The sequence below is a fragment of the Psychromonas sp. MME1 genome, from assembly GCF_041080865.1.
Classification (GTDB): Bacteria; Pseudomonadota; Gammaproteobacteria; order Enterobacterales; family Psychromonadaceae; genus Psychromonas.
This window is the reverse complement of sequence record NZ_CP160906.1, coordinates 3,240,002-3,263,774: the sequence shown is the minus strand read 5'-3', so window position 1 is coordinate 3,263,774 and position 23,773 is coordinate 3,240,002. Positions and strand designations below refer to the sequence as shown.

Annotated in this window: 20 protein-coding genes, 1 tRNA gene and 3 rRNA genes; 5 read left to right on the top strand and 19 right to left on the bottom strand. The window is 41.3% G+C overall.

What is annotated here, in order from left to right:
* Window positions 1-6 precede the first annotated feature (6 nt).
* The 11 genes from gspK to AB2N10_RS14920 form a co-directional block, all read right to left on the bottom strand.
* A complete protein-coding gene (gene gspK / locus AB2N10_RS14970; protein WP_354623471.1) occupies window positions 7-1,008 on the bottom strand; it encodes a type II secretion system minor pseudopilin GspK in 1,002 nt (333 codons plus the stop codon).
* Between the two features lie 2 nt (window positions 1,009-1,010).
* Entirely contained in the window at window positions 1,011-1,646 is a 636-nt protein-coding gene (gspJ, locus tag AB2N10_RS14965; RefSeq protein ID WP_354623167.1) for a type II secretion system minor pseudopilin GspJ, read from the bottom strand.
* Window positions 1,636-1,998 carry a type II secretion system minor pseudopilin GspI gene (gene gspI, locus AB2N10_RS14960; protein WP_354623166.1) on the bottom strand — a complete coding sequence of 121 codons (363 nt, stop codon included), beginning with the start codon at window positions 1,996-1,998 and terminating at the stop codon, window positions 1,636-1,638. The genes gspJ and gspI overlap by 11 nt, the downstream gene beginning before the upstream one ends.
* Window positions 1,995-2,591, bottom strand: coding sequence for a type II secretion system minor pseudopilin GspH (gspH, locus tag AB2N10_RS14955; protein ID WP_354623165.1), 597 nt, complete (start codon window positions 2,589-2,591; stop codon window positions 1,995-1,997). The genes gspI and gspH overlap by 4 nt, the downstream gene beginning before the upstream one ends.
* Window positions 2,592-2,614: 23 nt before the next feature.
* Window positions 2,615-3,046, bottom strand: coding sequence for a type II secretion system major pseudopilin GspG (gene gspG, locus AB2N10_RS14950; RefSeq protein ID WP_354623164.1), 432 nt, complete (start codon window positions 3,044-3,046; stop codon window positions 2,615-2,617).
* A 68-nt stretch (window positions 3,047-3,114) separates the two neighbouring features.
* Window positions 3,115-4,329: a type II secretion system inner membrane protein GspF gene (gspF, locus tag AB2N10_RS14945; protein ID WP_354623163.1), complete on the bottom strand. Its 1,215-nt coding sequence runs from the start codon at window positions 4,327-4,329 to the stop codon at window positions 3,115-3,117.
* A gap of 1 nt (window position 4,330) precedes the next feature.
* Complete coding sequence (gene gspE / locus AB2N10_RS14940; RefSeq protein WP_354623162.1) at window positions 4,331-5,851, bottom strand: type II secretion system ATPase GspE; 1,521 nt, start codon at window positions 5,849-5,851, stop codon at window positions 4,331-4,333.
* Window positions 5,852-5,921: 70 nt separating this feature from the next.
* On the bottom strand, window positions 5,922-7,082 hold the full coding sequence (locus AB2N10_RS14935) for a secretin N-terminal domain-containing protein (protein ID WP_354623161.1): 1,161 nt from the start codon (window positions 7,080-7,082) through the stop codon (window positions 5,922-5,924).
* Window positions 7,069-7,857 (bottom strand): secretin N-terminal domain-containing protein, encoded by a 789-nt coding sequence (locus tag AB2N10_RS14930; RefSeq protein ID WP_354623160.1) that lies wholly within the window; start codon window positions 7,855-7,857, stop codon window positions 7,069-7,071. The genes AB2N10_RS14935 and AB2N10_RS14930 overlap by 14 nt, the downstream gene beginning before the upstream one ends.
* A 149-nt stretch (window positions 7,858-8,006) precedes the next feature.
* Window positions 8,007-8,249 carry a PDZ domain-containing protein gene (locus tag AB2N10_RS14925; RefSeq protein ID WP_369434679.1) on the bottom strand — a complete coding sequence of 81 codons (243 nt, stop codon included), beginning with the start codon at window positions 8,247-8,249 and terminating at the stop codon, window positions 8,007-8,009.
* Window positions 8,250-8,263: 14 nt separating this feature from the next.
* On the bottom strand, window positions 8,264-8,884 hold the full coding sequence (locus AB2N10_RS14920) for a type II secretion system protein N (protein WP_369434034.1): 621 nt from the start codon (window positions 8,882-8,884) through the stop codon (window positions 8,264-8,266).
* A gap of 334 nt (window positions 8,885-9,218) precedes the next feature.
* Here AB2N10_RS14920 and hslR point away from each other — a divergent pair, with 334 nt between their 5' ends.
* The 5 genes from hslR (at window position 9,219) to AB2N10_RS14895 (ending at window position 14,547) form a co-directional block, all read left to right on the top strand.
* Complete coding sequence (hslR, locus tag AB2N10_RS14915) at window positions 9,219-9,623, top strand: ribosome-associated heat shock protein Hsp15 (RefSeq protein WP_354623157.1); 405 nt, start codon at window positions 9,219-9,221, stop codon at window positions 9,621-9,623.
* A gap of 26 nt (window positions 9,624-9,649) precedes the next feature.
* Window positions 9,650-10,510 (top strand): Hsp33 family molecular chaperone HslO, encoded by an 861-nt coding sequence (hslO, locus tag AB2N10_RS14910; RefSeq protein WP_354623155.1) that lies wholly within the window; start codon window positions 9,650-9,652, stop codon window positions 10,508-10,510.
* 240 nt (window positions 10,511-10,750) lie between these two features.
* The gene (pckA, locus tag AB2N10_RS14905; protein ID WP_369434033.1) at window positions 10,751-12,385 is read left to right on the top strand and encodes a phosphoenolpyruvate carboxykinase (ATP); all 1,635 of its coding nucleotides are present in this window, start codon (window positions 10,751-10,753) and stop codon (window positions 12,383-12,385) included.
* 237 nt (window positions 12,386-12,622) lie between these two features.
* A complete protein-coding gene (locus tag AB2N10_RS14900; protein ID WP_354623153.1) occupies window positions 12,623-13,612 on the top strand; it encodes a 2-hydroxyacid dehydrogenase in 990 nt (329 codons plus the stop codon).
* A 371-nt stretch (window positions 13,613-13,983) separates the two neighbouring features.
* A complete protein-coding gene (locus tag AB2N10_RS14895; protein WP_354623152.1) occupies window positions 13,984-14,547 on the top strand; it encodes a phosphoribosyltransferase family protein in 564 nt (187 codons plus the stop codon).
* 572 nt (window positions 14,548-15,119) lie between these two features.
* Here the strand turns inward: AB2N10_RS14895 and rrf are convergent.
* The 8 genes from rrf to rpoE form a co-directional block, all read right to left on the bottom strand.
* Window positions 15,120-15,235: ribosomal RNA gene (gene rrf / locus AB2N10_RS14890) — 5S ribosomal RNA — on the bottom strand.
* Between the two features lie 110 nt (window positions 15,236-15,345).
* Window positions 15,346-18,234 (bottom strand): 23S ribosomal RNA (locus tag AB2N10_RS14885).
* Window positions 18,235-18,754: 520 nt separating this feature from the next.
* Window positions 18,755-18,830 (bottom strand) — tRNA-Glu (locus AB2N10_RS14880).
* Window positions 18,831-18,902: 72 nt separating this feature from the next.
* A 16S ribosomal RNA gene (locus AB2N10_RS14875) occupies window positions 18,903-20,448 on the bottom strand.
* The 16S, 23S and 5S rRNA genes sit together here with 1 tRNA gene alongside, the layout of an rRNA operon.
* A 651-nt stretch (window positions 20,449-21,099) precedes the next feature.
* The gene (locus AB2N10_RS14870) at window positions 21,100-21,555 is read right to left on the bottom strand and encodes a SoxR reducing system RseC family protein (RefSeq protein WP_354623151.1); all 456 of its coding nucleotides are present in this window, start codon (window positions 21,553-21,555) and stop codon (window positions 21,100-21,102) included.
* On the bottom strand, window positions 21,555-22,556 hold the full coding sequence (locus AB2N10_RS14865; RefSeq protein ID WP_369434032.1) for a MucB/RseB C-terminal domain-containing protein: 1,002 nt from the start codon (window positions 22,554-22,556) through the stop codon (window positions 21,555-21,557). The genes AB2N10_RS14870 and AB2N10_RS14865 overlap by 1 nt, the downstream gene beginning before the upstream one ends.
* 45 nt (window positions 22,557-22,601) lie before the next feature.
* Window positions 22,602-23,141, bottom strand: a complete 540-nt coding sequence (locus AB2N10_RS14860) for an RseA family anti-sigma factor (protein ID WP_354623148.1) — start codon at window positions 23,139-23,141, stop codon at window positions 22,602-22,604.
* A gap of 11 nt (window positions 23,142-23,152) precedes the next feature.
* Complete coding sequence (rpoE, locus tag AB2N10_RS14855) at window positions 23,153-23,737, bottom strand: RNA polymerase sigma factor RpoE (RefSeq protein WP_369434031.1); 585 nt, start codon at window positions 23,735-23,737, stop codon at window positions 23,153-23,155.
* Window positions 23,738-23,773: the final 36 nt, after the last annotated feature.

Below are 23,773 nucleotides of genomic sequence, written 5' to 3'. Positions count from 1 at the left end.
CTTGCCTTAATCACTAATATTACCCCCACTAAAGCCGCCGGACTGGTAACGGATCACGTTTGCTTTTTTATCTTTCATCTGAAATAAAATTTTAATCGCCAAAAGTCGCTCTTCATATTCAACCACCCCATTCAGTTGAAAAAAATCACTGGAAACTGAAAGTTGACCTTTTTGTTTTTCAGAGATGGCAACCCCATTAAATAGATCCATCGCGAAAAAATCACTAATATTATTCCAGCCACTGATTGGTCTATCTTCTAAGAGCTGCTTAAAATCAGAAATGGTAAAATCATGATCTGGTTTAAATAGCGCATATAAAATTTCAGGATGGTCAAGACTAACCGTATTCACATTTATATTTTGTTCATTTGCTGGAATTGCGCATAAATAAGGTGCAATTTTTTCATAGATATTTTTACTCACCCCCTGTACAGAGCGAAGCTCAGTAAGGTCGACCATAAAATTATTAGCCGCCAAAAGTGGAACGGCAAGTCCTTGATAATGACTATCCTCCGCCCCCTGTAAAGCACTCGCTTGATCATCACTATCAATCCAATCACGTGTTGATTGAGCTATCATCTCGGCACTATAATCATTTAAGCCAATCGCCTCTAATAATGATTGAAACTGGCGCACTCCTAAAGCAGTGATGTTGTTTTTATCCTGTTCTGCAAGTGAATTAATATTGAAACAGCTACGTAAATCTTTAATTTCTCCAGCAAAATTACCGTTTTCAAGTGGAAATATCATACCGGGCGTCGCCCAAATTTGATCGAGACTAATAACGTCACTGTCACCAATATCTTGATTTAAAATCATCGTCCCTAAGCTAATGGCGGATTGCCCATACCAGTAGGCTTTTTGTGAAAAAGCGAGCCCTTCGGTGCGTTTCAAACTTAATGTTAAGCGACCTGTCATTGTTGCTGCGATGGTCACCATTATCGCTAAAATCAACAAGACGGTAATCAACGCAATGCCATTTTGCTTTCCCTTACCAACAGCCGTCATGATCACAACACCTCCCCAGCTGCGATAATAAATGTTCGGTGAAGTTCCCCGTAATGCTTGCTAGTAAAGCTAATTTCGATCCCTTGGGGTAGCTTCTTACTATCATTCCAACTGTTTTGCCAACCAGAGAGCCAAAAACGAAAGCTAAGTGTTTCAATATCCTCTAATAAAACTTGTACTTCCGGCTCCTGTCCTGCAACGATATCGGGATGAAGAAAGTATAAACGTTGTAATTGCCCCTCTTGCAAGCGATAGCGTACGCGTAAAATATTTGAACGGGGCAATAACCCCAGCGGATTCTGCCACCCTAAACGATTGAATTCGATACCTTGATCATCGGATTCAAATAACGATTTAGCAGCTCGAATGACATATAACGTCTCCTCTATATTTCCATCATCTCGGGAAGTGCGAGCCACTATCTGACTAAAATCCTGCTCAATAATTAACATTGCCCGTTGCAATTGTGTTAATGAATCGCTGTGTTCTTTGCTAATTTGTCCGCTTTCAATCACGCCTTTCAGCACTTGGTATGCGGTTAGACTTAACAGTGCAAAAATGGCAATAGCAATTAAGACCTCGAGTAATGTAAAGCCTTGATTTACTCTGCGAGATAAAATATGTCGCTTATTTTGCAAGGTAAGTCCTAATATCTGCTAATACGGGGCCATCTAATTTTTCACTCGCCTCGATATCTAAAGCAATAAAATTGCTATCACCAGTTTGTACACCCTGATAACGGATATACCAAGTGCAATCGGCAAGCTCTTGCGTATCGGATTGCCAACTACTTGAGGGCCATTTTTTTTGTAATTTAAGCTCGACTAAATAGTTGCTTGCAGCCCACAGTGCAAAGGTTTTATCCTGAAGATAGGCTTGGTTATTTAATGATTCCGAAGCCGATTTCATCACCGCTAAACCTGCCGTTGCCAAAATCACTAGGGCGAGCATCACTTCTAGTAAGGTCATTCCTCGATTTACTTTTTTCATGGCTTGACTAACTCGGAAAAAGTAATCGCACCACTCATGCTAACTGAAACAGTTAACGTCTCTTTTTTATGCTCTCCATCGTAGGCAGAAAAAGTCAATGTAAAGGGGGTAACCTCACCACTAGACATAACATAAACCTGAGGATTCAAGGAAACGACGCTCGGCTCTCCTATATCAACATCGACTAGATATGTATCGTCTATAAAATCATCGTTATCTTGCGTTTCCACTTCATCCCAAACGGATCCCGATAAGGCATACTCAATCTCTATCGATTCAGGCAGAGAAAAAATGCTCTGGATCTGTTTACTTACAATCGGTAACCACTTTTTGCTTTGATAATCATAGAAAGCAAATTGATAGCGATTATTATCCGTAAACAACAAACCCAATTCGACACCGGAAATCATCGCTTCATCTTCAGCAAACTGTAATAGGGTACTAAAACGTTGTGCTTGCCATTGGACGCTCTGTTCTGAAGTTAAATTACTCGGTATGGTCATGACAACGCCAACCGATATCATTCCCATTAGTAATAAAACCAGCATCACTTCGAGTAACGTGAAGCCTTGCTGGTTATTCTTCTTATTCACACCAATAAACACTGAGTTACAGTCTATTCTTTACCATCAAGATTCCAGTTACCAATATCATCATCAGTCCCCTCTTCACCATCAGGCCCAACGGATAAAATATCAATTTTACCGTTTTCACCAGGGCTATTTAAGATGTAATCATTACCCCATGGATCCTGTGGTAAACGTTTGATATAACCATCTTCACGATAGTTACGTGGCTCAGGAGAACTAGTTGGTTTTTCTCGCAATGCTTCTAACCCTTGCTCTGTCGTTGGATAAACACTGTTATCTAATCGATACATATCCAAGGCGTTCTCTAAAGCAATAACATCTGAGATTACTTTTTGGCGATCAGCTTTATCTTTATTGCCCATTAAGTTCGGCACAACCATTGAAGCTAATACACCTAAAATAACAATTACCACCATGATTTCTAGTAAGGTAAAACCTTTTTGCAGTGAACTTTTCATTATATTCCCCTTAAGTTTCTAATTATAAATTTTTCTTGTTTGAGACACTTAAGCATATCACCTTGATGTTAACCAGCAACGATATTATTAAGCTCTAAAATAGGTTGTAAAATAGCGGCAACAATAAACAAAACAACGCCTGCCATTGAGATAACTAATGCGGGTTCAAACACCCCTAATGCAATGGTTACCTGTGCCGAGAACTGTTTATCTTGGTTATCCGCTGAGCGTTCCAGCATATTACCCAATTCCCCACTACGTTCGCCACTGCTTATCATATGTAACATCATCGGAGGGAATAGCTTAGTACTTTCTAATGCCCGCCCAAGACTAACCCCCTCTCGCACTCGTTCACTTGCTTCACCGACTTGTTGGCGAATATAAAGGTTACTTAATACCTGTCCGGCAATGGTTAATGCTTCAAGAAGCGGTACAGCACTGCTATTTAAAATACTCAAAGTGCGCGCAAAGCGGGCTGTATTGAGTTCATTGGCAACATTTCCAATAACAGGAATGGTAAGCAGTTTCTTATCAAATAGAAGTTGATTAGCGGGTTTCTTTAACCATTGCTTAAAGGCAAACAGAGCCACAATAATAAATAACACCAAATAGAGGCCATAGGCACTTAATAAATCGCTACTGGCGATTAAAAATCGTGTAGAAGCCGGTAAATCCGCGCCCATATGTTCAAACTGTCCGACAACTTGAGGTACCACGGAGGTTAGCAAAATAGCCACTACTGAAATGGCCACTAAGGTTAATACTGTAGGATAAATTAAAGCCTGCATCATTTTGCTTTTCATCTCTTGGCGTTGCTCGGCGTAATCCGCCAAACGCTCTAAGACCTTATCAAGGTGCCCCGATTTTTCGCCAGCGGCAACCATAGCACAAAATAAATCATCAAAAATAAGCGGAAAAGCGCGCATACTATCTGCTAAATTATGCCCCTCAATAACACCACCACGAACCGCGGCTAACATGGCTTTTATTTTCGGCTTGTCACATTGCTCTGCAACCGCATACAAACACTCTTCAATGGGAATAGCGGAAGCAACTAATGTAGATAGTTGACGAGTGATTAATGCCAAATCAGCAGTTTTAATTTTACTACTAAATAATGATGTTGAATTTTTGGAGCTTTTATTTGCAACAGCTTCAACCGTCAAAGGGGTTAAACCTGACTGACGTAATTGTTGACGAAGCAAACGCGCTGAATCCGCTTCTAATGTCCCTTTTTTGGGTTTTCCCCGTGCATCAATTGCTTTATAAGAGAAAGTCGCCACGCTAATCTCCTCTGGTCACACGTAAAATCTCTTCAAGGGTCGTTTCACCACGCAATACTTTAGCTAAACCATCATCTCGAATACTCGCCGTATGCTGACGAATCACTTTTTCAACGGCCTGCTCACCAGCTCCCGTATGAATTAATTCTCTAACATTATCGTCAACGACTAACAGTTCATGTATTCCCGTTCTTCCTTTGTAACCTGTTTGATTGCACTGCGGACATCCAACCGGGCGATAAACAACTGCTTGCTCATTTTCGCCAAGGCCTAAGATCTGTTTCTCTCTATCGGTGCAATTATGCGGCACTTTACAGCTTGAGCATAGACGACGCACTAAACGTTGTGCGAGCACTCCCAACAGACTCGATGAGAGCAAAAATGGCTCGACTCCCATATCTCGCAAACGCGTTACCGCACCAACGGCACTATTCGTATGTAATGTTGAAAAAACGAGATGCCCTGTTAAACTTGCCTGTACTGCTATTTCCGCAGTTTCTAGATCACGAATTTCACCTATCATTACCACATCAGGATCCTGACGTAAAATGGCACGCAAACCTCGCGCAAAGGTCATATCGACTTTGCTGTTTACCTGTGTTTGTCCAATACCACTAATAGCGTATTCAATTGGATCTTCTACGGTGAGAATGTTGCGATCTTTAGAGTTGATTTCTAATAATCCGGCATATAAAGTCGTACTTTTACCCGACCCCGTTGGCCCAGTGACTAAAACAATACCATGGGGTTTGTGGATAAGCTCTTGTAGTAGTTTATGATTTTTGTTGGTCATACCCAGTGTAGCAAGGTCTAATTTTATCGCATTTTTATCCAATAGACGTAGCACCACACGTTCACCATGGCTTGCAGGCATCGTTGATACACGTACATCTACTGCTCGCCCACCGATTCGAAGTGAAATACGACCATCTTGAGGGACACGTTTTTCTGCAATATCAAGCTTCGCCATTACTTTAATACGCGACACTAATAATGCAGCGAGTTTACGCTGCGGTTTTAAAATCTCACGTAATACACCATCGATACGAAAACGAATAACCAGTGAATTTTCAAAGGTTTCTATATGAATGTCTGAGGCTTCCTCTTTAATCGCCTCCCCCAACATCGCATTGATCAATTTAATGATGGGGGCATCATCTTCCGTCTCTAAAAGATCTTCATCCTTAGGCAACTCCTCCGCCAGGGTAAAAAAGTCATCGCTACCAATGTCTTCCATTAATTGCTGTGCTTCCGATGAAGAAGACTGATAGGCAATGGTCACTAAACTTTCAAAGTGTTCATTATCCACTTTTTTTAAGGTAAACGGATGCCCAATGACACGACGCACTTCTAATAATAGATCCGCGCTAGGAAGAAGTTTATAACAAAGCTCCGTTGCATGGTCTGAAAATCCCATTACTAACCCATACTTTTTAGAGAAAGTAAAAGGTAACTGCCCTCGAGGTGTAAACTCAACCGCCTCTTCATCAGTCACTGGTGCATTTACATTCAGCTCATCCATTACTTATCTTCCTGCGCCGACCTGTCCATTTCTTGTAGCTCTTTTTTAACTTTACGTAAACCTTCTTTATTCATAAAACTCTCAATATTAATTTCATGACTTTCCCCCACGCAGGTAATACTGGCGCTAAGCTGTTTGGCATTAAATTAATACCGCGATCTCGCTCCCCCATTTGCACTTCACGGATTAGACTATATTTACGAGTACTCAAATTATTCATCGTTTGATCATCACGTATAATCGTTGCACGTATAAAGATCATTAAGTTACGTTTCTCGGTACTACTTTTAGTTGAACGAAATAGTTGCCCCAAGTAGGGGATATCACCCAGTAATGGTACTTTATCAACAGTTTCATTAACGGATTCATTTATTAAACCACCAATAATGACCGTTTCCCCTGATTTAGCGAGCACCGTTGTTTTTACGGCTCGTGTTGCGAATATAACATCGACCGAGGTTTGCCCTTTGATGTTTGAAACCTCTTGCTCAATCACCATTTGCACTGCATCACCTTCATTGATTTGCGGTGTTACATTCAGTTTTACACCAATCTCTTTACGTTCAATGGTTTGGAATGGATTATCATTGTTTGAACTAGCAGCAGAGCCAGTAAGAACAGGTACTTCATCACCAACAATAAAGCTCGCTTCTTGGTTATCTAAGGTTGTCAGGCTCGGTGTTGCAAGAATGTTAGAGTTGCTACTCGTACTGATAGCCTGCAATAAAACCCCCCAATCAGAACCGGTAATGCCGATGATTCCACCTGATAGTTTGTTGAGTACGTTTAGTGCAGCCTCATTATCACTACTATCATCATTGATTGCAGCAATCACTTCGCCTGTACTCACGCCATTGTCATTAAATGATGTGCCACCAGAACTCGTCGCAAATTGTGTACTAAGCTTGATACCGTCAGCCTCCGAGACTTCCACAATAATCGCCTCAACTAAAACCTGTGCACGGCGAATATCAAGTTGACGAATAATGCTCCCCAAGGATGCCATTAATGCAGGTTGCGCAGAGACAACAATGGCATTGGTGCCTTCATGAGATTCAATACTCAAATCCGTTCCAGTTTTACTATTCGATTGTCCCGTTGCCTTTTCAAGGTTTTTACTTACCCCTTTTAATACATCAACCACCTCTTTGGCTTTCGCGTATTTGAGATAAAAAACACGCGTATTACCGTCATTTTTCAACTCTTCATCGAGCGATTTAACCAATGCCACAATGCGTGTCCGAGTTTGGGGTTCCGCTTATTATCAGTGAGTTGGTTCGTTCATCAGCCACTAAGCGCGGCTCTAAAATACTCGGCGTGTTACTTTTCGAACCCGCTGCAGGCTTTTGAATGGCGGTAATTGTTTTTACCATTTCTAATGCACTGGCGTATTTTAACCTAACAATATCAACTTCTTGGTCGCCCGCTTTATCAACCCGCTGAATGATTTTCACTAAACGATTGACCACTGCAGCACGGCCAGTGAGCATAATTATATTAGAGGGATCATAATGCACAACATTACCACCACCGGCATTATCGTTAAGTTGACGCAACAAAGGGGCTAACTCACGCACGGAAACATTAAGAACAGGTACAACACGCGTCACCATCTCATCGCCACTAAGCATACCGTCATCAACAACGGGAATGGCCGATGTTTTCGCATCCTTTGATTTGATAACTTTGATAATATTGTTTGGCATAGTTACAACGGCAAAACCATACACTTCTAACACATTTAAGAAAAAGTGATAATATTGCTGTTCGTTCAATAGATCATAACTACGTACATTGATATTACCTCGTACCGCAGGATCTAAGATAATCGTCTTATTTAAATTTTTACCAACGATATTAATAAATTCTTTAATATCAGCATTTTTAAAGCTCGCAGAATATTCTGTTGCTAATACCGATTCACTCACCAAGCCGTGAATCATAAAAGCACACAAACTAATTTGCAGAAGTTTGCTTAACTGCTTTTTTATCCTTAAAAACATCATATTAACTAACACTCCATGATTTTCTGTGATGAATCTGAATGATTATTCATAATGCGACAGATCAATATTATTTCATATACCCATATTACGTCTTGCTCTGCTATCTGAACTAGCATCTGACAATGCAGCTTGAGGTTATATGGGCATAACTATGGAACAGTGAAATATATTTCATGCAACTCGCCCCCTCTTTCTACTGTTAGGGTGATTTCACTCATTGTAGGAAGCATTTTCATTAGCCCCAAAGCTTCTTGCATATCCGTTAAATCAACACCATTTACTTCAACTGCAAGATCGCCACTTTGTAAACCAGCTTCTTCAAATAAATCTTTGTCTTTACCAGGAGAAACACGGTACCCTTTAATTTCATTATCTTCACGAACGGGAGATATTTGAATATAGTCTGTTATTTTCCCAGGATCTTTAGCAGAGCCTCCCTATCGATGGAAATCGTTTTCACTTCAGACTTACTACGATTACTGGAAATTTTAGCAGAAGGCGCAGATACCACGGCCCCATGCTCTTGCTGTTTTTGCTCTAACATTTCGACGCCATCTAACATTAACGTTTGTAATTCGCCATCAACATCAAGCAAAACCCGGTCTTGATGTATCTTAGAAATTTTAGCTTTCGTCCCCTCAATAATAGAGTCAATAAAATAACTATCTTGTGCATTCTGATAAACAATAATTGCACTGGAATATAATGGGTTACTGGCTGAAACCACGCCGACTAATGTTAAATTTAACTTGGTTTTAGGCGCATCCCGGACTTCTTCTGTAGGTTTGATCTTTTCTTCTGCAATCGCCACCTTACCAAAAAGGTGCAGCCCTTGTAGTTGAACGGTTGAAACTTTATTATCCACAGTTGCGCTTGTTACCAGCGGCGCAATCCATTGCGATTGCGGCTCTTTTTGTGGCAATAGCGACCATGTTAATAGCGCAATTTGATACGCAATCAATGCAGATAAAATAATCAGTACGGGCTTAAATGCCTTTTGTAATATAATTGATAATGGAACGACCATGCTGCCTGCTTAATTTTAGTTCAATATGCCACTAAACTCAGTAAGCATATTAACGAAGTATTTGAGCATGCTACAATAGCCATCTAATTGCGACAAGTATAGAGTTACAATTCTGCGCTATATCGCTCGTGAGTGAACAATAAACCCCCTTGAGGATTGACATTAAAGAAAAAACACGAATCAAAAACAACCCAAGCAAAACATTTGATTCGATATTTACTGCGGGTTTGGCAAGGCAATTTGCTATACTCGCTACCATGTTGTCATAAATAAACATCGTTTGTCTTCATCAAAATATCAAACTTAATTCAAACGCATAAAAAGAAGAGTGAAAATGACAGATAAAAAGATTCGCTTAGATAAATGGTTATGGGCTGCTCGTTTTTATAAGACACGTAGTATCGCCCGAGAAATGGTTCAAGGTGGTAAAGTTCATTATAACGGTCAACGCAGTAAAGCGAGTAAAATAGTCGAAATAGGTGCAATTCTATCTATTCGTCAGGGCGATATAATCAAACAAGTCCGCATTGAGGTTTTATCTGAGCAGCGCTGCGGTGCCCCTATTGCGGAGACGCTGTATAATGAAACTCAAGAAAGTATCAGCAAACGAGAACAATACCAAACACTACGTAAACTAAGTTTACAAAATGCCCCTCATCCGGATCGTAAACCAAACAAGAAAGAGCGTAGAGAGTTAATACAGGCAAAAACACAGCGTAATAGCGCAAATTACGATTAAATTAAATAGAGCAGAGAGATAAAGATATGAGTGATCAATTACAACGATTCATTTTTGATGATTACCAAATTCGCGGCGAAATTGCCCATGCAGATAATAGCTTCCATGAAATAATCAAAAACCACCACTACGGCGCAGAAGTAGAAAACATTATTGGTGAGCTTGCAATTGCAACCAGCCTATTGACGGCAACATTAAAATTTGAAGGTGTAATCGCAGTACAAATACAAGGCGATGGCCCCTTAAAGTTTGCAGTGGTGAATGGCAATAAAGATTTACAGTTACGCGGTGCAGCACGAGTTGAAGGTGAAACGACAGGTCTTTCCTTTAAAGAATTAGTGGGTAAAGGCCATTTGGTGATAACAATTACACCGGATAATGGCGAACGCTATCAAGGCATTGTAGAGCTTAATAATGATTCGCTTAGTAGTTGCCTAGAAGCGTACTTTAAACAATCTGAACAATTACCAACCTGTATTATTCTCCATGCAAGCAATACTGATGAAACAAAAGCTGCCGGACTATTAATTCAAACACTACCTGCGGTGGATGAAAATCACCAAGCACAATTCCAGCATGTCACAACATTAGCAGCAACAATAACAGCCGAAGAGTTATTTAACTTAAACAATGAAGCGCTACTATATCGTTTATACCATGAAGAAAAAGTGCGCTTATTTGAACCTGACAGTATCTCTTTTAAATGTAACTGTTCACAGGAACGTTGTTTATCATCGCTTGCTTCTATTGCGCCAGAAGAGATACGCGAGATGTTACATGAAAATGGCGCCATTGATATGCACTGTGAATACTGCGGCAGCGATTACCATTTTGAACTAAATGACTTACAAATATTGCTAAACGATCAACACAATACCGAACATTAGTGCCACAATCAGGTACACGCAAGTGTACCTATACCGCCTAGTTATTAGCATAATCTCTTGGTTAACATAATAGCAACCAGCAATAAATTTCATGACAATGCGCACAGCAATGACATATTTTATACCTTTACTTCGATTATTTGAACTAGATCTCCGATGTGATTTTATTAATCCCCTACTCTAAATATTGGCATTATGTAGGATCTTTAAAAATTATTAATCATTTAAGAGGAACTGAATATGACAAAAGCGGCAATTTTATCTAGCAATGCGTTAAGTAAATATGGCATCACGGGTGTATCAGAAATTGTATACAACCCAAGCTATGAAACACTATTCACCGAAGAGATGAGCCCTAACTTAGAAGGTTTTGAGAAAGGAATCATTACTCAAAGCGGGGCTGTCGCAGTCGATACAGGCATATTCACAGGTCGCTCTCCAAAGGATAAATATATCGTTAAAGACGATACAACTCGCGACACTATTTGGTGGAGCGATCAAGGCAAAAATGACAATAAAGCAATTGATCAATTAACTTGGAATTATTTAAAAAAAATCGTTACAGAAGACCTTTGTAATAAACGCCTATTCGTTGTTGATGCTTTTTGTGGTGCCAACGAAAATTCACGTTTAAAAGTACGATTTATCATGGAAGTTGCATGGCAAGCGCATTTTGTAACAAATATGTTTATTCGCCCAACAGCAGAAGAACTTATCGATTTTGAACCGGATTTTGTTGTTATCAATGGCGCTAAAACCACTAATTCGCAGTGGCAACTACAGGGCCTGAATTCAGAGAACTTTGTGGCCTTTAATCTCACTGAAAAAATTCAAGTCATCGGTGGTACCTGGTATGGTGGTGAGATGAAAAAAGGGCTATTTTCAGTGATGAATTATCTGTTACCGATTAATGGCATGGCATCGATGCATTGCTCGGCGAATATGGGGGAAGCTGGTGATACCGCGATTTTCTTCGGCTTATCAGGAACCGGTAAAACAACCCTTTCAACCGATTCAAAGCGCGCTTTAATAGGTGATGATGAACATGGTTGGGACGATGAAGGCGTATTTAACTTTGAAGGTGGCTGCTATGCGAAAACAATCCGATTAAGCCCAGAAGCTGAGCCCGATATCTATAATGCAATCAAACGTAATGCGCTATTGGAAAATGTGGTGATAGATGAGGACGGTGTGGTCGATTACGATGATGCCAGCAAAACAGAAAATGCACGAGTCTCATATCCAATCAATCACATTACAAATATCGTCAAACCCATTTCAAAGGGTGGGCACGCACAAAAAGTTATCTTTTTAACCGCCGATGCATTTGGCGTCTTACCACCAGTAGCGAAACTGACTAAAGCACAAACGCAGTACCATTTCCTTTCAGGATTTACAGCCAAACTTGCCGGTACTGAGCGAGGCATTACGAAACCAACACCAACATTTTCAGCCTGTTTTGGTGCTGCTTTTCTTACATTACACCCCACTCAATATTCTGAACAACTAGTAAAACGGATGGAAGCGTGTGGTGCAGAAGCATATTTAGTGAATACTGGTTGGAATGGATCAGGTAAACGTATATCAATTCAAGACACACGCGGCATAATCAATGCCATATTAGACGGTTCAATTGAGCAAGCCAACACCAAGCAAATCCCTTATTTTAATCTGGAAGTGCCATTAGCTTTACCAAACGTAGATAGCAACATATTAGATCCGCGAGATACCTATGCTAGTGAGGCGGAATGGGAAAGTAAAGCTGAGCAGCTAGCCACACTATTTATTGAAAACTTTGCGCGTTATACCGATAAAAGCGAAGGGCAAGCGTTAGTTGCTGCTGGACCACAACTGAAAGAGACCTGTTGTCTATAACAACTAAGTGAACCGAAGCCGTAAGTTTCCATAATTGCGGCTTATATAGCAATGGATTGCTCATTGAAACAAAAATGTTTATAAGATGTTATACCCATGATACTTCAAGATGCAAAGTCAGAAAATCAGCAAGAGCAATAACCTTACGTTGTGCCTTGCTCAGGTATACGAGCTAGTGCCTGACCAAGCATATTAAGGTAACATGGGGCTAATATACTTATAAAATTGGAGCTTACAATGAAAATAGCCATGTTCAGTTCACGCAGTTATGACATCAACTCATTTAACCTACATATAGAACAGACTGATGCAGAGATAAAATATTTCGATACCCAACTCAATATCCACACCTGTCAACTTGCCTCTGGTTATGACGCCGTTTGTGCTTTTGTTAATGATGATTTATCCGCTCCCGTACTAACAGCACTAGCAGAGATCGGTGTAAAATTAATCCTGATGCGTTGTGCAGGTTTTAATAATGTCGACCTTGATACCGCCAAAAATTTGCAACAAACAGTGATGCGTGTTCCCGCATACTCACCGGAAGCTGTTGCAGAACATGCTATCGCATTAATGTTAACGCTTAATCGCAGAACTCATAAAGCTTACCAACGTACCCGCGATGCAAATTTTTCCTTAGAAGGTTTAGTTGGCTTCAATATGCATGGCAAGACAGTTGGCGTTATTGGTACGGGTAAAATCGGTATTGCAACCATGAATATACTAAAAGGTTTTGGTTGTAAAATACTCGCTTTTGACCCCTACCCATCAGAACAAGCTATTGCATTAGGAGCTGAGTATGTAACAGCAGAAACACTCTTTAAAGAAAGTGATATTATTACTCTACATTGCCCTCTTACTGAACAAAATCATCATATACTATGTAGTAAATCCTTTGCGCAAATGAAAGATGGTGTGATGATTATTAATACAAGTCGCGGTGCATTACTTAATGCAGAAGAGGCGATTTTGGCACTAAAAAGCGGGCGTATTGGTAGCTTAGGTTTAGACGTATACGAAGAAGAAGATAGACTCTTTTTTGGTGACCATTCCGATGAAATTATTGGCGATGATACATTTAGACGCCTATCGGCTTGTCATAACGTGATATTTACGGGGCATCAAGCATTTTTAACACATGAGGCATTGGCAAGCATTGCGCAAACAACTCTCAATAATCTAGAAAGCTATAAAGTAGGCAAAGATAATGGTAATAAAGTAAATTAAAACTTTTGCTACAACTACAATAGAATAAATTATAGTTGCTAACTTACTCTGCTCATTCTTTACATTAATAAAAATGGTCGTGCTCATATTTCTAAAATGCATGCCACACTACCTCAATATACTTTGTCAGGGGCTTTTCTTCCTCCTGACATGTATATAGAAGTAGTATGACTATAAAAGGTGAGTTTAAAATTTATATTGCCGTGTTTCAGGATAATAATGTGCAATATTATCCTGCTCACAAGCTTATCGATGGACCACAAATTGGTAAATAGTTTACTTTTAAAGAACAATAAAAAAGTATCTTTAAGATTGTTATTTTAACAGGTTAGTCTAAAATTCCGCCTAAATTAACTAGAAGAGGTTACAAAATGTCTGACAAAGTATTTATCACTGCTCAGCAACTACTAGAAGACTCATTTCGTCTTGCCGCACAAGTTTACGAAAGCGGCTTCCGCCCACAATTTATTGTTGGAATTTGGCGTGGAGGCGCACCTATAGGCATCGCTGTCCAAGAATACTTTGATTATAAAAAAGTTGAAACAGACCACATTGCAGTACGAACTTCTTCATACTATGGAATTGGTAAACAGAGCAAAACAATTAAAGTACATGGTTTACACTACATAATAGAAAATGCTAATGCGGATGATGGTTTACTAATCGTTGATGATGTATTTGATTCTGGTCGCAGTGTCGTTGCTCTTACAGAAAAACTCAATGAACTTATGCGCTTAAATATGCCAAAAGATGTACGCATCGCAACGCCATATTACAAACCCAAGAATAAAGCAGTATCAATCGTACCTGATTACTATATCCATGAATCAGAAGAGTGGTTAGTGTTTCCACATGAAGTAACGGGCTTATCGATTGATGAGATCAAAAATGGTAAAAGTGATTTTGCAAATATCAAAGAGCTTTTCGAAGAATAGATGCAAGTTGTAATATACCCTTAATAACAAAAAGCCCACATAGTGGGCTTTTTTACTTGAGCGATGAGTGAACACTGCTCGTGACACTTACCTGTCGGCAAACAACCAGAGCACGCTTAGCCCGCTCATAGACCTTGGCTAACGCCAAATTCGCAGCCCTAACATGAAAGGAAATGCCTTCGGCATGCCTTTTATAATCCCCATGTTCAAGTGGTCATCATCAAGCGCTTAAACGAAAAAATCCCTGCTGACATCGTCAACAGGGATTTTTCGTTTAAGCGCTTGGCGATGGAAGGTCGGCGCAGAACACCGAAGCTCGTGACACATCGCTATCGCGATACTCGCACTACTCTCACATGGGGAGACCCTTTTGCATTGAAGTCCCTTGAACGAGGTTCAAGAGACTTCAATGCAACTAAGTACCATCGGCGCAGCTGCGTTTCACTTCTGAGTTCGGAATGGGAAGGAGAGTAAGGTCCGTTAGTCCTTACTTGACGTTGATGGGCCACTTTTATCGTCTCTAAAAAGCAAAAAAGCCCTGATATTTCTATCAGGGCTTCTTCTAAATAGGCGTCTAGCAATGACCTACTCTCACATGGGGAGACCCCACACTACCATCGGCGCAGCTGCGTTTCACTTCTGAGTTCGGAATGGGATCAGGTGGGACCACAGCGCTATGGTTGCTAGACAAAAAGTTAATTAGAAAAGCTGTCTATTATTCTTTAATCTTGCAAGTTGTAAAATATATTGTCGCAAACGTACTTTTTCTTGGTTACATCAACACGTCTTAGGTGTTGTATGGTTAAGCCTCACGGGTAATTAGTACAAGTTAGCTCAATACGTTACCGCACTTACACACCTTGCCTATCAACGTTGTAGTCTCCAACGGCCCTTCAGGGGACTTAAAGTCCCAGTGAGAACTCATCTTGAGGCTCGCTTCCCGCTTAGATGCTTTCAGCGGTTATCGATTCCGAACGTAGCTACTGGGCAATGCCATTGGCATGACAACCCAAACACCAGCGGTTCGTCCACTCCGGTCCTCTCGTACTAGGAGCAGCTCCTCTCAATTCTCAAACGCCCACGGCAGATAGGGACCGAACTGTCTCACGACGTTCTAAACCCAGCTCGCGTACCACTTTAAATGGCGAACAGCCATACCCTTGGGACCGACTTCAGCCCCAGGATGTGATGAGCCGACATCGAGGTGCCAAACACCGCCGTCGATATGAACTCTTGGGCGGTATCAGCCTGTTATCCCCGGAGTACCTTTTATCCGTTGAGCGATGGCCCTTCCATTCAGAACCACCGGATCACTATGACCTACTTTCGTACCTGCTCGACGTGTCTGTCTCGCAGTTAAGCTGGCTTATACCATTGTACTAACCTCACGATGTCCGACCGTGATTAGCCAACCTTCGTACTCCTCCGTTACTCTTTGGGAGGAGACCGCCCCAGTCAAACTACCCACCAAACAATGTCCCAAACCCCGATTCAGGGGCCATGGTTAGAACTCAAAACATACAAGGGTGGTATTTCAAGGTCGGCTCCACGTCATCTGGCGACAACGCTTCATAGCCTCCCACCTATCCTACACATGTAGGCTCTAAGTTCACTGCTAAGCTGTAGTAAAGGTTCACGGGGTCTTTCCGTCTAGCCGCGGGTACACTGCATCTTCACAGCGATTTCAACTTCACTGAGTCTCGGGTGGAGACAGCATGGCCATCATTACGCCATTCGTGCAGGTCGGAACTTACCCGACAAGGAATTTCGCTACCTTAGGACCGTTATAGTTACGGCCGCCGTTTACCGGGGCTTCGATCAAGAGCTTCGACCTAAGTCTAACCCCATCAATTAACCTTCCGGCACCGGGCAGGCGTCACACCGTATACGTCATCTTGCGATTTAGCACAGTGCTGTGTTTTTAATAAACAGTTGCAGCCATCTGGTATCTTCGGCCGCCAATAGCTCCATCCGCAAGGGACTTCACCGTCAGCGGCGTACCTTCTCCCGAAGTTACGGTACCATTTTGCCTAGTTCCTTCACCCGAGTTCTCTCAAGCGCCTTGGTATTCTCTACCTGACCACCTGTGTCGGTTTGGGGTACGATCCTTATATTTCTGAAGCTTAGAGACTTTTCCTGGAAGCATGGCATCAATGACTTCATCACCTTAGTGACTCGACATCGTATCTCAGTGTTAAGAAAACCCGGATTTACCTAAGTCTTCCACCTACATACTTAAACCTGGACAACCATCGCCAGGCCCACCTAGCCTTCTCCGTCCTCCCATCGCAAAATATAAGGGTACGGGAATATTAACCCGTTTCCCATCGACTACGCCTTTCGGCCTCGCCTTAGGGGTCGACTCACCCTGCCCCGATTAACGTTGGACAGGAACCCTTGGTCTTCCGGCGGGGAGGTTTTTCACCCCCCTTATCGTTACTCATGTCAACATTCGCACTTCTGATACCTCCAGGATGCCTTACAGCTTTCCCTTCGACGGCTTACAGAACGCTCCTCTACCATGCCTATAAATAAGCATCCGCAGCTTCGGTGATATGTTTAGCCCCGTTAAATCTTCCGCGCAGGCCGACTCGACTAGTGAGCTATTACGCTTTCTTTAAAAGATGGCTGCTTCTAAGCCAACTTCCTAGCTGTCTAAGCCTTCCCACATCGTTTCCCACTTAACATATACTTTGGGACCTTAGCTGGCGGTCTGGGTTGTTTCCCTTTCCACGACGGACGTTAGCACCCGCCGTGTGTCTCCCGTGATTGCACTTGTTGGTATTCGGAGTTTGCATGGGGTTGGTAAGTCGGGATGACCCCCTAGCCCAAACAGTGCTCTACCCCCAACAGTGATACACGAGGCGCTACCTAAATAGCTTTCGAGGAGAACCAGCTATCTCTTGGTTTGATTGGCCTTTCACCCCCAGCCACAAGTCATCCCCTAATTTTTCAACATTAGTGGGTTCGGTCCTCCAGTTGATGTTACTCAACCTTCAACCTGCTCATGGCTAGATTACCAAGTTTCGGGTCTAATCCCAGCAACTATTCGCCCAGTTAAGACTCGGTTTCCCTACGGCTCCCCTATACGGTTAACCTTGCTACTGAAATTAAGTCGTTGACCCATTATACAAAAGGTACGCAGTCACCGAACTAAGTCGGCTCCTACTGCTTGTACGTACACGGTTTCAGGTTCTATTTCACTCCCCTCACAGGGGTTCTTTTCGCCTTTCCCTCACGGTACTGGTTCACTATCGGTCAATTAGGAGTATTTAGCCTTGGAGGATGGTCCCCCCATATTCAAACAGGATTTCTCGTGTCCCGTCTTACTCGTTTTCACTGCAAAGAAGTTGTCATATACGGGACTATCACCCTGTATCGTCGGACTTTCCAGACCATTCTACTAACTTCTAAACAGCTTAAGGGCTGTTCCAATTTCGCTCGCCGCTACTTTCGGAATCTCGGTTGATTTCTTTTCCTAAGGGTACTTAGATGTTTCAGTTCCCCTCGTTCGCTTCGTTAAGCTATGTATTCACTTAACGATGACACTAAGTGCCGGGTTGCCCCATTCGGAAATTCCAGGATATAACGCTTGTTATCAACTCCCCTGGACTTATCGCAGATTACCACGTCCTTCATCGCCTCTAATTGCCTAGGCATCCACCGTGCACGCTTATTCACTTAACCATACAACACCTAAAAAGTGTCACGCAGTGACGCGTTTTAGGTGTTGTTCCCAACAAGAGATTGACGTCTTTTTGTCAATGTCTGAGTGGGCAACACCATTTGGCATCACTACTTAATACTGATTTTTGTTTTGTATGTCGTTTCCAAGACGCTTGCGATTTCTCATATTTTACAATACAAAAAACAACATTCGTTTTTCGTGCACCTATCAATCATATGATTGAGTAGATACGTACTGTTCACATTTCACTACGTGAAAAATGAACTTTTTATTTTTGCTTGATTACAATGATTAATAAATTAATCATTGAGAACAATTTCGTTTCGTTTAAACATATTGATATCTATATCGATACGTTCAAACAGAACTTTATCAGCTTTCCTAATTGTTAAAGAGCAGTGTTAAAAAACACTTTATAAGCATTAAAACTTAATGTTTATAAAGTGACTTTCACTTAAAACGTAAACTCAGTTCCTACCAATGGATGGTTAAAAAGATTGAATATCTTTTTTATCGTAGTGGTATCCCCAAGGGGATTTGAACCCCTGTTACCGCCGTGAAAGGGCGGTGTCCTAGGCCTCTAGACGATGGGGACATAGAACTTCTGCACTTCTTCAGTCTAATCAAACAATCTGTGTGAGCACTCATTATTGTGAATTTCTTTACGTAAGGAGGTGATCCAGCCCCAGGTTCCCCTAGGGCTACCTTGTTACGACTTCACCCCAGTCATGAACCACACCGTGGTCATCGCCATCCCGAAGGTTAAGCTAATGACTTCTGGTGCAGCCCACTCCCATGGTGTGACGGGCGGTGTGTACAAGGCCCGGGAACGTATTCACCGTGGCATTCTGATCCACGATTACTAGCGATTCCAACTTCACGGAGTCGAGTTGCAGACTCCGATCCGGACTACGACAAACTTTATGAGATTCGCATACCCTCGCAGGTTAGCAACCCTTTGTATTTGCCATTGTAGCACGTGTGTAGCCCATCCCGTAAGGGCCATGATGACTTGACGTCGTCCCCACCTTCCTCCGGTTTATCACCGGCAGTCTCCCTAGAGTTCCCGGCTTGACCCGCTGGCAAATAAGGATAGGGGTTGCGCTCGTTGCGGGACTTAACCCAACATTTCACAACACGAGCTGACGACAGCCATGCAGCACCTGTCTCAGAGCTCCCGAAGGCACTCATCAATCTCTTGGTGATTCTCTGGATGTCAAGGGATGGTAAGGTTCTTCGCGTTGCATCGAATTAAACCACATGCTCCACCGCTTGTGCGGGCCCCCGTCAATTCATTTGAGTTTTAACCTTGCGGCCGTACTCCCCAGGCGGTCTATTTAATGCGTTAGCTTTGAAACCCACGGCATATAGCCACAAACTTCTAATAGACATCGTTTACTGCGTGGACTACCGGGGTATCTAATCCCGTTTGCTCCCCACGCCTTCGCGCCTCAGTGTCAGTCTCTGTCCAGGTGGCCGCCTTCGCCACTGGTATTCCTTCAGATCTCTACGCATTTCACCGCTACACCTGAAATTCTACCACCCTCTACAAAACTCTAGTTAACCAGTTTCAAATGCAGTTCCAAGGTTGAGCCCTGGGCTTTCACATCTGACTTAATTAACCACCTACGCGCGCTTTACGCCCAGTAATTCCGATTAACGCTCGCACCCTCCGTATTACCGCGGCTGCTGGCACGGAGTTAGCCCGGTGCTTCTTCTGCGAGTAACGTCACAGATACAGGGTATTAACCTGCACCCTTTCCTCCTCGCTGAAAGTGCTTTACAACCCGAAAGCCTTCTTCACACACGCGGCATGGCTGCATCAGGGTTTCCCCCATTGTGCAATATTCCCCACTGCTGCCTCCCGTAGGAGTCTGGACCGTGTCTCAGTTCCAGTGTGGCTGGTCATCCTCTAAGACCAGCTAGGGATCGTCGCCTTGGTAGGCCTTTACCCTACCAACTAGCTAATCCCACTTGGGCTCATCTTGTCGCGATAGCTTATAAATAGAGGCCACCTTTGGTCAAAAGACATTATGCGGTATTAGCAGTCGTTTCCAACTGTTGTCCCCCACAACAAGGTAAATTCCCAAGCATTACTCACCCGTCCGCCACTCGTCAGCAAAATAGCAAGCTATTCTCTGTTACCGTTCGACTTGCATGTGTTAAGCCTGCCGCCAGCGTTCAATCTGAGCCATGATCAAACTCTTCAATTTAAAGTTTAATTTGTATCTTTCGATACGACTCAATATTACTGACTAAAACTAAAGAACTTACGTTCTTTTTGTTATTCTGAATTAATGAATTAATTCGTGTGTCACTTCTATTGATGTTACCTAAACAAGTTAGGTGTAACTTTCTGCAAGCAGAAACGTTACTTTTTGATTATTTGAAATCACATCAACAATAAGTGCCCACACAGATTGTTTGATTAAATTGTTAAAGAGCTGCCTTGCGGCGAGGTGCGCATATTACGCCACCTGCAAACAATGTCAAGATTTTAATTTCTTTTTAATCAACTCGATGAGTCATTAAAAAGCACCTTAAATTGTTTTAGGAATCACTGTTGGCGCAGTTGCCAGCCCGTTTCCGTGGATGCGCATTATAGGGGTTTCGATCACATTGGCAAGCGTTTTTTGAGAGATTATTCAAAACAAGCAACCGTTTGTATGATTACCAATCAAGATGAGCGTTTGTTATACTAATTCGCACAATACTCATGATATTGTGGTCATAACTAACGAGGAAAAAAGCAAAGAAGTGCAATGTGCATGATTGAATAATAGCATGGCATTGCGATTGAATGCCGCGCTATTATCTATTATTTAACCAACATGGCAATCGGATACTTATCCATATTAATAGTTTTAATCACCTTGCTTTATTTTTGCTTCTATTACGTTATTCATTTTTTTCTCTGTAAAAATAAATGGAGATACTAGTTTGATAACCATAAAAACAGTGGCTGCACTTAAAAATGCACTTAGTATCACCTTTCCTTCATCCGTAGGGAAAAAAAATTGTGCGATCAATGCTGCTGCAATGAAGCATACGATTGGTAATAAATAAACATAAATGGCACTACTTATTAAATCACGTCCATTTATTTCTAAATCAATATATTCATCAATTTTCATGCCGCTTGCATATGGCACTGTAAATCGGTGCGTTTTATCTGTAAATGCTTTTGAAACTGCCCCGACCCCACAACTGCTTTTGTTGCTACAAGCCGAGCAGGCTGATTTAGATACACACTCTAAAATGGCCACTTTACCTGTTTGATGCTCTTCAACTGCAATTATTCGAGCTGTTTCTTTAACCATCAATGCTTCCTTGAAATTGACTTAATGAGTTTATTTGCAGTTACCACTGGAATTTCTCCAACTACATTTACTTCATAATCATCTTGTTGATAGGTATATAAAATAGTAGCTCCACGTTTAACTATTTGTTTTTTACCATCTAAATTGATTTGCTTAGCTGATATATAAATAGAAACATTAACTATTCCATCACTTAGCATAAAATACGATACAGGCTCATTTTCATGCATAATGAGTTTATGTCGATCGCTTTTAATGATATCAAAACCAGTTGGGAGCCAATTTAAATCCCATTGAGATAGCTCTGCTTGTGCTACCACTGGTAATTCCAATAATTGTGGTAATTCCTGATGACTTAATTTTTCTAACCAGGGATTCACTGTATCTGATGTTAACAACGAAACAACCATTACTTGATCTAATATTATATTCGCGTTATTGATTGTATCTAAACGTAATGGTAAAAATGTCTCAACATCTAACCAGACTATATAGCTATATCTGTATTCATCTTTGCTAATCATACGAATAGCAACGGCTTGTTTACCTGCAATTCTTCCTTTGCCTAATATCAGATAATCATAACTATTTTTGCCTTTTTCATAATCATAATTGGCAATACTAGCAAATACACTACGATTATGCTTCGATTGTAACGTGTATGATGGGGAACCCTGTTCGAAATAACTTATTTTTTGTGAATATTGTAAGGACTCCCTCATTGCACCATTTAAAAAACGAAAATACGCAATTTCTTGTCCATCAACCACACCATGTATAAGCTGCTTAGGTTCAATTTTATTATTTACACTATTAACATAGATAATTTCATAATTGCCCTCTTTATATGCTTTTTGCATGAGTTGCAAATACTCTATAGCCGTTAGCTCTTCTTTTTGAGTTTTCGCACTATCGACCTCTGGCAACTCATCAGCCTTCACGGTATGGCTAATAACAAAAAAAATTGCAAGATAAATTGAAATAAAACGCCGTAACTTCATTATTTGCCTTATGTCACTCACCAATTCTTACTTATATGCTTATAGTTAAGGTTGAGTTTGCAATTGTAATTGATGATCTTGTAATAAAGCATCGAGTCGCTCATTATATTTTTTTATCTCTTCCTGAGAGTACTTATATTTAGTTTGCAAACTAACAGGAGCAGCTCCGCCACCAAATGGAATGGTATTTAAGACTTCTATACCATTACCATTATCACTAAATTGTGGTTGAGAGCTGATAAAGCTTGTAAGTAAAACAACACCAGCTACTGAGGCTGCAATCGCATACTGAGCAAAACGTTTACCAAAAGAGAGCACATTACTCTTCTTTGTTTGCGGAGAGATTGATTCAACATTAGTTTTAGCAAACGAAACAGAAGGAATTGTGTTGATTTCAGCCATCACTTTATCGCTGACGTCAATATTGATAAAAGCGTCATCACCACCTCGTATTACATCACCCATTAGATGATAGCGAGAAAAAAGAGCTTGCTGTTGCTCACCCAAAAGAAGCTCGTCTATTAATTTATTATCAATAGCTTCATTATCAATCATGGCTGACAATTGTTCATTATTTTCTTTCATTATCTTCCCAACTAATTTTCTAATAAAGGTTGTAATTGCTTATCGATATACTCTCGAGCCCTAAATATTCTGGAACGGACAGTACCAATAGGGCAATTTTCAATGCTAGCAATTTCTTCATAGCTCATCCCATCGAGCTCTCTTAACGTTATTGCGCTCTTTAATTCATCAGGCAATTGTTCAATTGTATTTAAAATAACATGTTTTATTTCCTGTGCATGTAGTATCGACTCAGGATCATCAGGCTCTCTTAACGCCTCCCCTCCATCATACCCTTCATTTTCGAAGGTCTGTGTATCGATATCTAATGACGATGGCCGACGACTTTGGCTCGTCAAATAATTTTTAGCTGTGTTTACTGTAATACGATATAGCCAAGTATAAAACGCACTATCCCCTCTAAACGTCTCTAATGAGTGATATACCTTTATAAACACTTCCTGTGTTACATCAGCAATATCACCGCTATTACGAATATAACGAGTCAAAATGTTGGCGACCCTATTCTGGTACTTTTTCACCAACAATGTAAAAGCTTGCTGCTCCCCATTTTGAATACGCTGAATTAATTGAAAATCTAAATCACGCTCATTCATTGAGCTTTTCTACCTATAATCATGGTGAGCCTTGTG